Origin of the sequence: Geodermatophilus obscurus (genome assembly GCF_900115395.1) — a bacterium.
Lineage (GTDB): Bacteria > Actinomycetota > Actinomycetes > Mycobacteriales > Geodermatophilaceae > Geodermatophilus > Geodermatophilus obscurus_B.
Genome location: NZ_FOWE01000006.1, coordinates 119,301 through 134,686, shown reverse-complemented (window position 1 = coordinate 134,686; position 15,386 = coordinate 119,301). Strand labels below are relative to the sequence as shown.

At 77.0% G+C, this 15,386-nt stretch carries 11 protein-coding genes; 5 read left to right on the top strand and 6 right to left on the bottom strand.

Features of this window, described 5'->3' with window-relative positions; all coding sequences use genetic code 11:
• Positions 1-140 precede the first annotated feature (140 nt).
• Positions 141-5,066, bottom strand: coding sequence for an NAD-glutamate dehydrogenase (locus BM165_RS13165; RefSeq protein ID WP_083427322.1), 4,926 nt, complete (start codon positions 5,064-5,066; stop codon positions 141-143).
• 81 nt (positions 5,067-5,147) lie between these two features.
• Positions 5,148-5,516 (bottom strand): phage holin family protein, encoded by a 369-nt coding sequence (locus BM165_RS13160; RefSeq protein WP_244274214.1) that lies wholly within the window; start codon positions 5,514-5,516, stop codon positions 5,148-5,150.
• 194 nt (positions 5,517-5,710) lie between these two features.
• On the opposite strand from BM165_RS13160, the gene BM165_RS13155 reads away from it, so the two are divergent.
• Positions 5,711-6,898 (top strand): ATP-binding protein, encoded by a 1,188-nt coding sequence (locus BM165_RS13155; protein WP_075014218.1) that lies wholly within the window; start codon positions 5,711-5,713, stop codon positions 6,896-6,898.
• Positions 6,899-7,078: 180 nt separating this feature from the next.
• On the opposite strand, the gene BM165_RS13150 is transcribed toward BM165_RS13155, so the two are convergent.
• Entirely contained in the window at positions 7,079-8,095 is a 1,017-nt protein-coding gene (locus BM165_RS13150; RefSeq protein ID WP_075013994.1) for an alcohol dehydrogenase catalytic domain-containing protein, read from the bottom strand.
• A 166-nt stretch (positions 8,096-8,261) separates the two neighbouring features.
• Between BM165_RS13150 and BM165_RS13145 the strand changes: the two genes are divergently transcribed.
• The gene (locus BM165_RS13145; protein ID WP_075013993.1) at positions 8,262-9,176 is read left to right on the top strand and encodes an alpha/beta hydrolase; all 915 of its coding nucleotides are present in this window, start codon (positions 8,262-8,264) and stop codon (positions 9,174-9,176) included.
• Here the strand turns inward: BM165_RS13145 and BM165_RS13140 are convergent.
• The gene (locus tag BM165_RS13140) at positions 9,173-10,933 is read right to left on the bottom strand and encodes a SpoIIE family protein phosphatase (RefSeq protein ID WP_075013992.1); all 1,761 of its coding nucleotides are present in this window, start codon (positions 10,931-10,933) and stop codon (positions 9,173-9,175) included. The two genes, BM165_RS13145 and BM165_RS13140, sit on opposite strands and share 4 nt — an antisense overlap.
• Before the next feature lie 177 nt (positions 10,934-11,110).
• Here BM165_RS13140 and BM165_RS13135 point away from each other — a divergent pair, with 177 nt between their 5' ends.
• From BM165_RS13135 to BM165_RS13125, 3 genes are all read left to right on the top strand, one after another.
• Entirely contained in the window at positions 11,111-12,781 is a 1,671-nt protein-coding gene (locus tag BM165_RS13135; protein WP_075013991.1) for a SpoIIE family protein phosphatase, read from the top strand.
• A gap of 118 nt (positions 12,782-12,899) precedes the next feature.
• Positions 12,900-13,358 (top strand): ATP-binding protein, encoded by a 459-nt coding sequence (locus BM165_RS13130; RefSeq protein ID WP_075013990.1) that lies wholly within the window; start codon positions 12,900-12,902, stop codon positions 13,356-13,358.
• A gap of 12 nt (positions 13,359-13,370) precedes the next feature.
• Positions 13,371-14,435: a DUF2332 domain-containing protein gene (locus BM165_RS13125; protein ID WP_075013989.1), complete on the top strand. Its 1,065-nt coding sequence runs from the start codon at positions 13,371-13,373 to the stop codon at positions 14,433-14,435.
• A gap of 76 nt (positions 14,436-14,511) precedes the next feature.
• On the opposite strand, the gene BM165_RS13120 is transcribed toward BM165_RS13125, so the two are convergent.
• Together BM165_RS13120 and BM165_RS13115 are read right to left on the bottom strand one after the other, a co-directional pair.
• Positions 14,512-15,003, bottom strand: a complete 492-nt coding sequence (locus tag BM165_RS13120; protein WP_075013988.1) for a hypothetical protein — start codon at positions 15,001-15,003, stop codon at positions 14,512-14,514.
• A complete protein-coding gene (locus BM165_RS13115; protein WP_075013987.1) occupies positions 15,000-15,362 on the bottom strand; it encodes a response regulator in 363 nt (120 codons plus the stop codon). The genes BM165_RS13120 and BM165_RS13115 overlap by 4 nt, the downstream gene beginning before the upstream one ends.
• Positions 15,363-15,386: the final 24 nt, after the last annotated feature.

Genomic DNA, 15,386 nt, shown 5'->3' with positions numbered 1-15,386 from the left:
CCGCCGCGCGGGACCCCACCGTGAGCCACGTCAGACCCGACCACCCGACGACTCCCGCGGAGTCCGGTCGGCGGGCGGCCGGTCGGCCACCGGTGTGACGGACCGGTTCCGTTCCGTCACGTCACCGTTCCGAGCCGCTCCTACCGGCCGCGGAGGCCGCGCAGGGTGCGGACGGCGACCACCAGCTCGGGCAGCTCGTGCCTCTCACCGGCGGCGATGTCGGCGAGCTGGGCGGCCGCGCGGCGCTGGGTGGCGTCCCAGCCGTCCACCCAGGCGCCCACGAGCCCCGCGGCATCCGCCGAGGCGGCGTCCCCGCCGCTCCCCCGCCCGCTGAGCACCTCGACGGCGAGCTCGGCCTGCTCGGCGGCGAGGTCGTCGCGCAGGGCCGCGCGGGCCATCGACGGCCAGCGGTGGTCCCGCGGCAGGGCGATGACCAGCTCGCGCAGCGGCACCAGCGACAGCCGCTCGGCCAGCTCCTGGGCCACCTGCCCGACCAGCTCGATCGGCGCCCCGGTCCGCTCGGCGACGACGACGAGGTCCAGCGCCCCCGGCAGCAGCGCCGCCGCGGCGGCCTCCTCCACCAGGTCGGCGGGCACCCCGGCGGCGCGCAGCCGCTCGGCCCGCGCGGCGTGGGCGGCGGCCTCGTCGCCGAGCAGCCAGCCGGGCAGGCCAGCGCGCACCGCGGCCACCGGCGCGGCGAACCGCTCGGTCACGGCCGCGATGCCGCCCGGCGGGCGGCCGGTGGTGAGCTCGGGCAGCCGCAGCAGCCAGCGCGCCGCCCGCTCGGCCAGCCGCGTCGCCTCGGTGCGCAGCTCGACCTGCACCGGCGCGGGCACCCGGTTGTCCAGCGGCCGGACGGCGTCCCACAGCCGGTCGACGTCGAACACCGCGCGGGCGACCGCGTGCGCGCGGACGACGGTGGCGAGGTCCAGGCCGGTCTCCTCGGCCAGCCGGTACAGCCCGGTCACCCCGGCCAGGTTCACCGCCCGGTTGGTCACCGCGGTGGTGACGATCTCCCGGCGCAGCGGGTGGGCGTCCACGGCCTCCGGGAACCGCTGCCGCAGCGGGGCGGGGAAGTACTCCTGCAGCAGCCGGTCGAGCGCGGGGTCGTCGGGCAGGTCGCTGTGCAGGACGGCGTCGCCGACCTCGAGCTTGGCGTAGGCCAGCAGCACCGACAGCTCCGGGCCGGTCAGCGCGTGGCCGTCGCGGCGCCGCTGGGTCAGCGCCCGGTCCTCGGGCAGCGCCTCCACCGCGCGCACCAGCCGGCCGGTGCGCTCCAGGTGCCGGATGAAGCGCCCGTGCGCGTCGAGCAGGCTGCGCGCCGAGGCGACCTCCGTCGCCAGGGTGGCGTTCTGGGCGTGGTTGTCGGTGAGGACGGCGGCGGCGACCTCGTCGGTCATCTCCTCCAGCAGCGCCGCGCGGCCCTCGGCGTCGAGCCGGCCGGCCTCGACCACCCCGTTGAGCCCGATCTTGATGTTCACCTCGTGGTCGGAGGTGTCCACACCCGCGGAGTTGTCGATGGCGTCGGTGTTGACCCGGCCGCCGGCCAGCGCGTACTCGATCCGCCCGCGCTGGGTCAGGCCGAGGTTGCCGCCCTCCCCCACCACGCGCACCCGCAGCTCGCCGCCGTCGACCCGGACGGCGTCGTTGGCCTTGTCGCCCACGTCGACGTGGCTCTCGGTCGCGGCCTTGACGTAGGTGCCGATGCCACCGTTGAAGAGCAGGTCCACCGGCGCGAGCAGCACCGCCCGCACCAGCTCCAGCGGGGTCAGCGTGTCGACGTCGTCGTCTAGGCCGAGCGCGGTGCGCATCGGCCCGCTCACCGGGATCGCCTTCGCCGTCCGCGGCCACACCCCTCCCCCGGCGCTGATCAGCGTCGGGTCGTAGTCGGCCCACGACGAGCGCGGCAGGTCGAACAGCCGCCGCCGCTCGGCGGAGGACGTCGCGGCGTCCGGCGTCGGGTCGACGAAGACGTGCCGGTGGTCGAAGGCCGCCACCAGCCGGATGTGCTCCGACAGCAGCATGCCGTTGCCGAACACGTCGCCGGACATGTCGCCGATGCCGACGACGGTGAACTCCTGGCTCTGCACGTCCAGGTCGAGCTCGCGGAAGTGCCGGGTCACCGACTCCCACGCGCCGCGGGCGGTGATGCCCATGGCCTTGTGGTCGTAGCCGACCGAGCCGCCGGAGGCGAACGCGTCACCCAGCCAGAACCCTCGCTCGAGCGCGACGGAGTTGGCGAGGTCGGAGAAGGTCGCCGTCCCCTTGTCGGCCGCGACGACGAGGTAGGCGTCGTCGCCGTCGTGCCGGACGACCCGCTCCGGCGGCACGACGGCGCCGCCGCGGATGTCGTCGGTGAGCGACAGCAGAGCGCCGATGAACAGCCGGTAGCAGGCCTGCCCCTCGGCCAGGACCTCCTCGCGGGAGGCGCCCTCCGGTGGCGGGTTGCGGACGACGAAGCCGCCCTTGGCGCCGGTCGGGACGATGACGGTGTTCTTCACCATCTGCGCCTTGACCAGACCGAGGACCTCGGTGCGCAGGTCCTCGCGCCGGTCGGACCAGCGCAGCCCGCCGCGCGCGACCGCCCCGAAGCGCAGGTGCACGCCCATCACCCGCGGGGAGCTGACGAACACCTCGCGGGCCGGCCGCGGCTCGGGCAGGTCGGGGACGGCGTGCGGGTCGAGCTTGACGGCCAGCGGGGTGGACCGGGTGGGGGACGCGGCGTAGTAGGTGGTGCGCTGGGTGGCGGTGACGGCGGCGAGCAGGCTGCTGAGCACCCGGTCGGCGTCGAGGGAGTCGACCCGGCCGATCGACTCGCGCAGCGACGCGGCGAGGTCGGCCTGGCGGCGCTCCCGGCCGGACTCGCGGTCGGGCGAGAAGCGGGTCTCGAACAGCGCGACCAGCCGGGCGACGACGTCGGGGTGGGCGGCCAGCGTCGTCTCGACGTAGTCCTGGCCGAAGGGCAGCCCGGCCTGGCGCAGCCACTGCACGTAGGCCCGCACGACCGTGACCTGCCGCCAGTTGAGCCCGGCCAGCAGCACCAGCGCGCCGAGGCCGTCGTCCTCGGCGTCCCCGCGCCAGACGGCCGCGACGGCCTCGGTGAACCGCTCGGGCAGCGAGCCGGGGAAGGGCAGCTCCCCGCCGGGGACGGTGAGGCCGAAGTCGTAGATCCAGGCCGGCCGGGCGCCGATCCGGTCGATCTCGTAGGGCCGCTCGTCGACGACGTCGACGCCCATGTTCTGCAGCACCGGCAGCACGTCGGACAGCAGCAGCCGCTCACCCACGCGGTAGACGGTCAGCCGCGGCTCGGCCGCGCCGGCGCCGCGGGGACGCCGCAGCCGCAGGCCCAGCTCCCCGGGCTGCAGGGCGTCGAGGCGGGCCAGGTCCTCGACGGCCGTCGTCGCCGGGAAGTCCTCCTGGTAGGAGCCGGGGAAGGCGTCGGCGACCCGGGCCAGCACCTGCTCGGCGCCGGCGCCGTGGGTAGCCGCGAGCGCCTCGGCGAGGTCGTCGGTCCAGCTGCGGGCGACCGCGGCCAGCTCCTGCTGGAGCGCCTCGGCGTCGACCTCGGGCAGCGCCGGCGCGCCGCCGCGGCCCACCGGCACCCGGACGACGAAGTGCAGCCGGGCCAGCACCGACTCGGTGGATCGGGCGGTGAACTCGATCTCGCGGCCGCCCAGGCGCGAGAGCAGGATCCGCTGCATCGCCAGCCGGACCTCGGTCGTGTACCGGTCCCGCGGCACGTAGACCAGCGCCGACCAGAACCGGCCGTAGGGGTCGCGGCGGAGGAACAGCCGGGTCTGGCGGCGCTCCTGCAGGTAGACCACGGCCATCGCCACCGGCAGCAGCTCGCCGGCCGAGGCCTGGAACAGCTCGTCGCGCGGCAGGGTCTCCAGGACGCCGACGAGCTCCTTGCCGGTGTGGCTGTCGGCGGGCACGCCGGAGCCGGCCACCACCTCGTCGACCCGGCGGCGCACCAGCGGCACGTCCCGCACGCCGGCCGCGGCCGACGCCGAGGGGAGCAGGCCGACCAGGCGGTGCTGGCGGGCGGGGCCGCCGTCCTCGCCGGGGAGCGTGACCGCGACCAGGTCGAGCCAGGCGCGTCGGTGCACCGTCGAGCGGATGTCGGCCTTGGTGACGGTGACCAGGGTCGACCCCAGCGGCCCGGCGGCCTCGGGCAGGCCCGCCGCGGTGTCGCTGCGCAGCACCCCCAGCCCGGTCCCCGGGACGGCGCACACGCGCTCGCCGACCTCCACCTCGCGGGCGCCGAGCAGGACGAGGTTGCCGTCGGCCAGCCAGCGCAGCAGCGCGGCCACCTCGGCGGGGTCGTCGGCGGGGTCGCCGGTGTCGACCGTGCCGATCTCCTCCAGCCGGGTGGCCAGCTCCAGCGCGCGGGCGGCGATGCGCGGGGCGTCCTCGTCGACGGCGCGGACGTCGGCCAGCGCGGTGCGGAGCCCGGCGACCAGGTCGGCGGCGGCCTCGTCGTCGAGCGGGCCGTCGAGGACGACGGCCATCCACGACTCGGCGAGCGCGTCGGGCCCGCACGCGGCGGCGTCGGTGCCCTGGCTGTCACAGAAGGCGCGCAGCGCCCCCGAGACGTCGCGGCGCACCACGACCACCGGGTGCACGACGTGCTGCAGGCCCACGCCCTGGCGCACCACCTCGGCGGTGACCGAGTCGACGAGGAAGGGCATGTCGTCGGTGACGGTCATCAGCAGCCCGCGGCCGTCCCCGAGCCGCTCGACGACGACGGTGGCCGCGCCCTGGGCGCGGACCGCGGCCACCCGCAGGTGGCGCAGGGCCAGCGCGGCGAGGTCGTCGGGTGCGTGACCGAGGACCTCGGCGGGCGGCTCGCTCCAGTAGTAGCGCTGCAGCAGCGCCGGCAGGTCGGCCCGGCCGCAGCCGGCGGGCAGCCCCGGACCGCCCTCCAGGGCGCCGACGGCGGCGTCGGCGGCCTCGGCCAGGAGCTCGCGCTTGCGGTCGTTGGCGGCCTCGAGGGCGACCAGCCCCGGAGGGGCACCGTCCTCCGGTCGGCTCGGGACGACGGTGTCCACGCCGGTGGTGCTCATGTCACCCGACGCTAGTGCGGCCGGGGACGGCCGTCATGGCGACCCTGCGGCCCGGCGTGGTGGGGGGCGGGGAGGTCCCCGTCACCGGCGGTCGAGGACCAGGTCGAGGAACCAGCTGGCCAGCGCCACGAACAGGCCGCCGAGGACGGCGGCACCGAAGCCGTCGACGTCGAGGCGGCTCGACAGCGCGGCCGTGAGGCCGAACAGCGCGGCGTTGATGACGAGCAGGAACAGGCCCAGGCTCAGCAGGATCGCGGGGAAGGACAGGAACCGCAGGACCGGCCCGACGACCGCGTTGACCACCGCGAACAGCAGCGCCAGCCAGGCGAACGTGACCGAGATGCCGAGCACCGCGTTGGGGTTGGTCTGCACCTCGATGCCCGGCACGTAGCGGGCGACGAGGTAGAAGACGACCGCCATGAGGACGACCTTGAGCGCGAACCTGATCACGGCCGCCACGCTAGCCGCGCTCCCTGGCAACTCCCTGCCTCTGCCCGCCTCTACGCCTCTCTCGCGTCGGCGCTAGAGAGCGGCAGACACCCCTCTCCCGCGCCCGTCCGCGCACCTGCGCGGGAGCCGACACGCACTACCGTCTTCTACCGATCTCTAGGCTAACGGCTAGACGGGGTCATACGGTGCTCGACGTGGACCCCGTGCGGAACCCCTACGCGCCCGGTGCCGGCCAGCGCCCGCCCGAGCTGGCCGGTCGCGACGACGAGCTGTCGGCCTTCGACGTCGTCCTGGAGCGGATCGCCCGGGGCCGCCCCGAGCGGTCGCTGGTGCTCACCGGGCTGCGCGGCGTCGGCAAGACGGTGCTGCTCAACCAGCTGCGCTCGGCGGCGATCGGCCGCGGGTGGGGCACCGGCAAGATCGAGGCGCGGCCGGACCAGTCGCTGCGCCGGCCGGTGTCCTCGGCGCTGCACATGGCGCTGCGCGAGCTGCGCCACCCCGACCAGGAGTCGATGGACGCCGTCCTCGGCACGCTCAAGGCCTTCGCCCAGCGGCTCACCCCGGCCGACGCGAAGCTGCGCGACCGCTGGCAGCCGGGCATCGACGTCCCGGCGTCGACCGGACGGGCCGACTCCGGCGACATGGAGATCGACCTCGTCGAGCTGCTCAGCGACGCCGCCGGGCTGGCCGCCGACGTCGGCAAGGGCATCGCGCTGTTCATCGACGAGATGCAGGACGTGCAGGCCCCCGACGTCTCGGCCATCTGCGCCGCCTGCCACGAGCTGTCCCAGCAGGGCGCGCCGCTGATCGTGGTCGGCGCGGGGCTGCCGCACCTGCCGGCGGTGCTGTCTGCGTCGAAGAGCTACTCGGAGCGGCTGTTCCGCTACCTGCGCATCGACCGCCTCGACCGGCCCGCGGCCGACCGGGCGCTGCTGGCGCCGGCCGAACGCGAGGACGTCACCTTCGAGCCGGCCGCCCTCGACGCCCTCTACGCCGCCGCCGACGGCTACCCCTACTTCGTGCAGGCCTACGGCAAGGTCACCTGGGACGTCGCCGCGGCCTCCCCCGTCACCGCCGCCGACGTCGCCATGGCCGCGCCGGTGGCCGAGGCCGAGCTGGCGGTGGGCTTCTTCGGCTCCCGCTACGACCGCGCCACGCCCGCCGAGCGCGAGTACATGCACGCGATGGCCGAGCTGGGCGGGCCGTCGGGCGCCCCCGTGGCGACGTCGGAGGTCGCCGCGACGCTGGGCCGCAAGCCGGCGTCGCTGTCCCCGGCGCGCGACTCGCTGATCAAGAAGGGCCTCGTCTACTCCGCCGAGCGCGGGCAGATCGCCTTCACCGTGCCGCACTTCGGCCGCTACCTGTTGAGCCACCCCGACTAGCGCCCCGGCCCGCTCCCGGGACGGGCCGGCGACCGGACGGTGTGCGCTCACAGGTACTTCCGGAACCGGAAGGTGCACGTATCCGCACATCGTCCCTCGGCGCCCCTTCCCTGGAGCCGCCTGCACGGACACGAGGGCAGTGTGGGGATCCGGACGGTCCCCGGCGGGAGCGCCGGGCGCTCACCGGCGCAGGACGAGCTTGGTCGCGGGCTCGAGCCACGCGTCGGCGGCGTCCTCGAACGACACCACGGTGGTCGGCACCGCCAGCGGGTCGAACGCCCCCGACGCGGCGAGCGCGAGGACCTCCGGCAGGTGCCGCCGGGAGTCGGCCCGCGACAGGTGCACGGTGATCCCGCGGGTGTACATCTCCAGCAGGGGCAGGGACACCTCGCCGAAGACGATCCCGACGACGGTGAGCAGCCCCTCGTCCTCCGCCGAGCGCACCGCGCAGGCCAGGCCGGCCGGGTCGGCGGTGCCGTCGACGACGACCTCGGCCCGGTCGTACCGCCGCGGCCACGGGCCCTCGCGCCGGGTCACCTCCGCGCCCAGCCCCGCCGCCGCGGTGCACCGGCCGGCGTCGTCGTCGACGTAGCGGACCCGCCGGGCACCCAGGGCCCGGGCCAGCGCGACGGCGTAGAGCCCGATGGAGGGCACCGCGCCGGCGAGGACCAGCACGTCGGCACCGGGGCGCTCCCGCAGCTGCGGCCCGACCGTGCGCCAGGCGTCGACGGCGTTGTCCGGCAGGGTCGCGAGCGCCACGTCGGACGGCTCCGGCGGTGCGGGGACGAGCGCGTGGTCGGCGTGCGGGACGGCGAGCAGGTCGGCCACCGCCCCGCCGTGACCGCCACCGCGCGGGCCGAACCCGTAGGCCGCGCCGGCGGGGGCCCGATACGTGCTGCACGCTGCGGTCCGCCCGGACCGGCACGGCCCGCACGCGCCGCAGGAGACCTGGAACGGCACGCTCACCCGCGCGCCGGGGCGCAGCGCGACGTCGGCACCGACCTCGACGACCTCGGCCACCACCTCGTGCCCGACCGGGAACGGGCCGGGGAAGATGCCGAGGGCGGCCATGGGGGCGTCGAGGTCGCACCGGGCGACCGCCAGCGGCCGGACGAGGGCCCCGTGCGGCTCGACCGCGGGGTCGGGCACCTCCTGCCACGCGAGCCGGCCGGGCCCGGTGAGGACGAGGGCGCGCACGTGCGCACTGTGCCGGTCGGCAGGACCCCGCGTCGAGGGTCGGCCCGGCCGGGGGAGGGCACCAGCGGCCCGTGCCGGGAGCCGTCGAAGCGGGACCGTGGGGTCTGCTGGGCGGGGGTGTCCTGCCGATCGGGCGGGTCGGCGCCTGAGCGGGCAGGGTGGGGGCGTGCGTGAACCCGTGCAGGTCAGCGTCCCGGTCGACGGCGGGGAGCTCGCGGCCCTGCACTGGGGCGCCGACGCCCCCGGCTCCCCCATCGCCGTCCTCGTCCACGGCATCACCGCCAACGCCATGGCCTGGGCGCCGGTGGCCGCCGCGCTGGCCGGCGAGTTCGAGGTGCTCGCCCCGGACCTGCGCGGCCGCGCGCGGTCGGCGGGCCTCCCCGGCCCGTACGGCCTGAACCGGCACGCCGACGACGTCGCCACGCTGCTCGACCGGTTCGGCGCCGACCGCGACGCAGGCGCCGACGCCACCGTGCTCGTCGGCCACTCGATGGGCGCCTTCGTCGCGGCCCTGGCCGCCGCCGGGACCGCCCGCGACCGGGTGCACGGCCTGGTCCTCGTCGACGGCGGCCTGGCCCTCCCCGAGCCGCCCGGAGCCGACGTCGACGCCAAGCTCGCCGCGCTGCTCGGCCCCTCGCTGGCCCGGCTGACCACGACCTTCCCCGACCTCGCCGCCGTCCGGTCGTTCTGGGCGGGGCACCCCGCCGTCGGCCCGTGGGTCGACGTGCCGGCGGTGGCCGCCTTCCTCGCCCGCGACCTCGTCCCCGACGAGGTGCCGCTGCGCAGCGCGGTCGTGCCCGAGGCGGTGCGGGTCGACGGCGGCGACGTGCTGCTCAACGAGCGGGTGCTGGAGGCCACCGCGTCCCTGCCGGTTCCGGCGACGCTGCTGTGGGCCACCCGGGGCCTGCTCGGCCAGCGGCCGGGGCTCTACGACGAGGTCCGGCTCGCCGGCCTGGGGCTGGAGCCGTCCGGGATCACCGCCCACGAGGTCCCCGACACCGACCACTACTCGATCCTGTGGACCGAGCAGGGCGTGGCCGCGATCGCCGGCGCGGTCCGCGCCGCGGCCACCCGCACCTAGGTCCGGCCGCCGGGCAGCACCTCGGGCCCGACCTCGGCCGGCCGTTCCCCCGACGTCGGGTGCGCGCGGACGGCCAGCACCGCGACGTCGTCCTCGGCGCCCTCCCCCACCATCGCCGTCAGCAGCCGGTCGCACAGCGCCTCGAGGGAGAGCCCGGCCACGGCGGCCAGCAGCGTGCGCACCTGGTCGCGGCCCTCGTCGAGGGAGCTGCCGCGGCGCTCGAAGAGACCGTCGGTGAACAGCAGCAGCGTCGCGCCCTCCGGCACGGCCACCCGGCCGTCGGCGCGCGGGCCGCGCCAGCCGATGCCCAGCGGCGGCCCGACCGGCGCGCTGAGGTCCTGCACGGTGCCGTCGGGCAGCAGCATCATCGGGTCGGGGTGCCCGGCCGAGGACCAGCGCAGCCGGCGCAGCCCCGCCCCGTGGTCGGCGGCGTCCTGCTCCACCCGGCACACCAGCGCGGTGGCCATGGCCGGGACGGCGAGGCCCACCAGGGCGTGGTCGACCCGGCGCAGCACCCCGGCCGGCTCCTCGAGGCGGTCGAAGGCGATGCCGCGGACCAGCGTCTTGACCTGGCCCATGGCCGCGGCGGCCTCGATGTCGTGGCCCATGACGTCGCCGATCACCAGGACGGTGTCGCCGTCGGGCTGGAGGAACGCGTCGTACCAGTCGCCGCCGATGGCGACCCCGCGGGTGGCCGACCGGTAGCGGACTGCGAGCTGCAGGTGGTCGGGCTGCACCGGCGGGGACAGCAGGCTGCGCTGCAGCCGCTGCGCCATGCGCTGCGCGGCGCCGGCCAGGCGGGCGTTGTCCAGCGCCAGCGCCGCCCGCCGGGAGGCGATCTCGGCGGTGCGCAGCTCGGTCTCCGTGTGCGGCCCGCGCTCGGACCCGTTGACCAGGGTGAACGCGCCGAAGAGCTCCCCGCGGGCGAGGAGCGGGAAGGTGGCGACGGCGGAGACCCGGAGCGGGGCGAGGGCGGCTCGGCTCGCCTCGTCGGCGGTCATCGCCACGACGTCGTCGTCGGTCAGGTGCGGGATGACCACGGGCCGGCCGCTGGCCAGCGCCGTCGGCACCGGTGCGGTCGGCCGGTTGGTGCGCACCCGCAGGTCGGCGTAGCGGTGCATCGCCTCGACCATCGAGGGGTCGCTGTGGGCGCGGCCGACGTCGCGGCGGGTGCCGTCGGGGTCGACGACGCTGACCAGGCACCAGTCGGCCAGCAGCGGCACGACGAGCCCGGCGAAGCGGGCGACGGCCTCGTCGACGTCGGTGCTGGCGGTCATGGCCTCGCTGACGTCGGCGAGCAGCACGAGGTGGCGCCCGGCGGCCTCGGCCTCCGCGGCGGCCGCGGCTGCAGCGGCGGCCTGCTCGCGGGCGGCGATCGCCGCCGCCGCCTCCTCCTCCACCCGCCGGCGCCCCGTGACGTCGTCGTAGGTGACGACGAGGCCGGCCGGGGTGAGGAAGGCGTCGGCGCGGAACCAGCTGTCCAGCGGGGCGTAGAGGGCCTCGGCGGTGCCCGGGGCGCCCGTCACGCGCACCTGCCGGAGCACGTCCTCGAAGGCGCTCCCCGCGGCGTCGGGGAACTCCTCCCAGACGACCCGGCCGGTCAGGCCGGCGACGTCGCGGCGGAGGACGGCGGCGCCGGCGGGGTTGACGTAGGCGAACCGCCACTCCTCGTCGAGGACGAACAGCGGCCGGTCCATCCCCTCGACGGCCTGCACCAGCAAGTCGCCCGGCGGCGGTGCCGCCCCCTCCCCGATCACGGGGGCACATGCTGCCGCATCCGCGCCCCGGCGGGTCCCGGGCGGGAGGCGGCGCACCCCGTCCTGGTGACCGGCACGGCGCAGCGGGCGGTTGGCAGCGCGGGCGGCAGCCGCCACGATCACGGGGTGGCCGCGGGAGCTGACAACGCCCCGACGGCGCCGGGAGGACCGCTGACGATGGCCGAACCGCTCGTCCCCCTGCCCGGCGGGGTGCCCGGTCCGATGCCCACGGTCCCGCTGCCCCGCCGCACGCCGCCGCCCGGCGACCCGGCGGCGCTCGCGGCGCTCGTCGACCGGCTCCCGGCCGCCGTCCTCGCCCTCGACCCGCAGGGCTGCCTGACCTGGCTCAACGCGGCCGCCGAGCGCCTGCTCGGGCACCTGCAGGCCGACCTGCTCGGCCGGGTCCTGACCGAGGTGCCCGGCGGCACCGGGCGGGCCCTGCACGCCGCCGGGACCGAGGCCGCGGACTCCGGCGAGCCGGTCACCGTGCTCGCCGGCGGCGGCTGGTTCGAGGTCCGTGCCGCGCGGGCGGCGGAGGGCCTGGCCCTGACGGTCTCCGACGTGTCCAAGCGCCGGACGGTGCAGGAGCGCGCCGACCGGGCGACCGCGCGCGCGACCCTGCTGGTCCGGGTGGCCGCCGAGCTGTCCGGGGCGCTCGACGGCGTCTCCGCGCTGGGCCGGCTCGCGCGCCTCGTCGTCCCGGTGCTCACCGACGGCTGCGTGGTCACCGTCGTCGACCGGGAGGGCCGCGCCCGCGACGTCGGCTCGTGGCACGCCGACCCCGAGCGCCGCGACCTGCTCGCCCGCTACGCGCGGGTGCGGCTGGACACCCTGCCGCCGTCGTCGCCCGTGGGGCAGGCGCTGGCGTCGGGGACGCCGGTGTCGGCCCGGGTCGCCGACGTCCTGGGGCTCATGTCCGACGACCGGTCGCGCGGCATGCTGCAGGACCTGCGCGCCGAGTCGGTGCTGGTGCTGCCGCTGCCGGCCGAGTCGCGCACCGTCGGCGTCCTCTCCCTCTACCTCGACCCCGGGCGGGAGCTCGGCCCCGAGGACCTCGCGACCGTGCGGGCAGTGGCCGCGCAGGCCGGGCGGGCGATCGACCGCGTGGGCCGGCAGAGCCGCCAGATCCAGCTCGCCGAGGCGCTGCAGCGCAGCCTGCTGACCGCGCCGCCGGCCTTCCCCGGCGTCGAGGTGGTGGTGCGCTACGTGCCGGCCGCCGAGGCGGCCCGGGTGGGCGGCGACTGGTACGACGCCTTCCGGCACCCCGACGGCGACGCGGTGGTGGTCATCGGCGACGTCGTCGGGCACGACACGGCCGCCGCGGCCGCGATGGGGCAGCTGCGCGGGCTGGTCCGGGGGATCGCGCACTCCCGCGGCGCCGGGCCGGCCGAGGTGCTGCGCGGCCTGGACGAGGCGATGGCGACCATGCACCCCGGCACGCTGGCCACCGCGGCCGTGGCCCGGCTGGAGGCCGGTGCCACCCGCCTGCGCTGGGCCAACGCCGGGCACCCGCCGCCGGTGCTGGTGTCCCCGGAGGGACGGGTGACGGCCCTGGGGGACGACGAGGGGGACCTGATGCTCGGCGTGGACGCCACCGCCGAGCGGCGGGAGTGGAGCCTCGCGCTGCCGCCGGGGTCCACGGTGCTGCTGCACACCGACGGGCTCGTCGAGCGGCGCGGGAGCACCCTCGACGAGGGCACGGCCCGCCTGCACCGGGTGCTCGCGGAGCTCGCGGGGCGGCCGCTGCCGGAGCTGTGCGACGAGCTGCTCGTCCGCCTGCTGGAGGGCACGCCGCAGGACGACGTCGCGCTGGTGGCCGTCACCGTCGGGGGCGACGCCCGGTCCTGAGCCGGTCCCCCGTGTCGAGGGCCACCTGCCTCCGGAGGGGCCCGAGGGGGTTAACCGACGGGAGGCTGGGCACCCCGGAGACGTCGGGAACGGGACGGGGCGACGACGGAGAGAGGTCATGGGCCGACTCACGTGGCCGGTGCGGCCACTGCCCGCCGGGCACGGCCGGCCGTGGCGCCGGGACCTCGAGGACGTGTCCGAGCTCCCCGCCGCGCGCGCCGACCTGCGCGACCACCTCACCTCCCTCGGCCTGCGGCGCGACGGCGAGGACCCCGTCGTCGACCGGCTGGTCCTCGCTTTCGAGGAGCTGGCGTCCAACGCGCTGCGGCACGGGGAACGGCCGGTCGTGGCGACCGTGGTCGCCGGTACCGGCGGGTGGCTGCTCGACGTGAGCGACCGCGACGCGGACACCTCGCCGACGCCGGCGGTCGACCGCGACCCGGCCCAGGGCGGCCTGGGCCTCTACCTGGTGGCCCGCCTGTCGGTGGCGCACGGCTGGTACGTGGCGCAGGGCTGCAAGCACGTCTGGGCCTGCCTGCCGATGACGGACGAGGACTGGGCGGCGACCACCGCCTGACGGCCACCGCGCATGAGCCGGTCCCGCACGCTCGCCGAGGTCTACCGCCGCTCCGGCGAGGCCGACGCCGCCGGGACCTCGCCGCTGCGGGGACGCGTCGCCGTCGCCCTCGGCACGTCGGAGGAGGCGCTGCGGGCGATCGGGACCCTGCCGGCGCGCGGGCGGCACCCGGCGGTGGTCCTCGCCGCGCTGCACGACCTCGCGCTCGCCGGACGCGCCCCGGTGCTCGCCGCGGCCCTCGCCGCCGCCGACGGTGACGCGGCCGCGGGTGCGGCGGTCGACACGCTGCTGCGGATGACCGGCGACGTGGGCGCCGTCGTGGCGCGCCGGCGGGTGCGCACCGACGGCACCGGCCCCTGCACCGTGCTGTACCCGGCCCTCGCCGAGGCGGCGCGCCGGGCCGGGGCGGAGGCCGTGGGGCTGGTCGACGTGGGCTGCGCGGCCGGGCTCCGGCTCCATGCCGACCGCGTCGGCATCGCCTACGACGACGGGCGGCGGCTGGGCGACCCCTCGTCGCCGGTGCAGCTGTCGGCGTCGGTCGTGGGTGCGCGGCCCGTCCCGGGGAACGCGCTCCCGGCGGTCGTGGCGCGGGTCGGCGTCGACCGCGCCCCGCTCGACGTCACCGACGCCGACGACGCCCGGTGGCTGCGCGCCTGCCTGCCGCCCGACCGGCCGGAGCAGGCGGCGCGGCTCGCCGCGGAGCTGGCGCTGGCGGCGGGCGATCCCCCGCTGCTGCTGCGCGGGGACGTCGTCGAGGTGCTGCCCGACGCCCTCGCCCGGGTGCCCGGGGACGCCCTGCCGGTCGTCACGACGACGTGGGTGCTGTCGGGCCTGTCGCCCACTGGCCGGGAGCGCTTCCGGCACCGCCTCGAGGAGGCCGCGGCCGGCCGGGCCGTGGCGTGGGTGTCGGTGGAGGGCGTCGCGGTGGCGCCGGGGGTGCCGACGCTCGGCGACCGCCCGGCCTCCGGCCACAGCACCGTCGGTGTGACGGTGTCGGAGGGGTCGGCCCTGCGGACGGAGGTGGTCGGCCGCTGCTGGTCGCGGGGCCGCACGCTGTCGTGGCTGGCCGGGCCGTGAGGTGGGTGCACCCGGGGCGGCGGGGACGGGAGTCCCTGCGCCGCCCCGGGGCGGTCATGCGGGTAGGACGACCGTGTCAGGGGACGACCAGCGAGAGCCGGCCCTTGCCGTAGCCGGGGACGTCGACGGCGAGGTCGAGCCGGTTGAAGGCGGCGAGCATGCCGGCGATGTCGCCCGGCAGGTCGTCGCCGGGCGCGTACGAGGCGTGCAGCTTCGAGTGCGGCGCACCCGGCACGTTGAACAGCGCCGACAGGACGTTGACGACCTCGTGGAGGGCCTCGGTGAGCATCGTGGTGAGCTCGCCGTCCTCCTCGACGACGTCCTGGACGCCACCGGGCGGCAGCAGGGCCAGCGCGCCGCCGGTCCAGGCGGCCAGGGGCAGGTCCATGACGCACAGGGCGTTGACGGCCATCGTCGGGCTGACGTAGACGGCCACCGAGACGGGGTCCTTCTCGGTCGGCGTGACCGGGGCGCCGGGGGCGACGCCCACCGGCTTGCCGACCAGGCCCGACAGCATGTCCTTCACGGCCTTGGCGTCCGGCAGGACGACCGTCAGCGGCGCGGTCACGCCAGCACCCCCTCGAGGTTCTCGCGGAAGGTCTCCTCGGTGAACGGCTTGGCGATGAGGAACAGCGCGCCGGCGTCGGCGGCCTTCTGCCGCATCTCCGCCGAGCCCTCGGAGGTGACGAAGCCGAAGGGCACCGCCGAGCCCGAGCCGCGTAGCGCCTCCAGGCACTCCAGGCCGGTCATGTTGGGCATGTTCCAGTCCGACAGGACCAGGTCGGGGTTCTCCGACCGGACCTTGTCGTAGGCGTCGCGGCCGTCCTCGGCCTCGACGATGTCGTGGTCGTCGTAACCGGCCTGCCGCAGGGTGCGGATGACGATCTGCCGCATGACGCGGCTGTCGTCGGCGACCAGGATCTTCACAGGGGCACCTCGTTCTCTCGGTCG

Excerpts from the sequence above, each read along its gene's own strand:
- BM165_RS13165 (WP_083427322.1), bottom strand. The coding sequence starts at position 5,066 with ATGAGCACCACCGGCGTGGACACCGTCGTCCCGAGCCGACCGGAGGAC.
- BM165_RS13135 (WP_075013991.1), top strand. The coding sequence starts at position 11,111 with ATGGCCGAACCGCTCGTCCCCCTGCCCGGCGGGGTGCCCGGTCCGATG.
- BM165_RS13130 (WP_075013990.1), top strand. The coding sequence starts at position 12,900 with ATGGGCCGACTCACGTGGCCGGTGCGGCCACTGCCCGCCGGGCACGGC.
- BM165_RS13125 (WP_075013989.1), top strand. The coding sequence starts at position 13,371 with ATGAGCCGGTCCCGCACGCTCGCCGAGGTCTACCGCCGCTCCGGCGAG.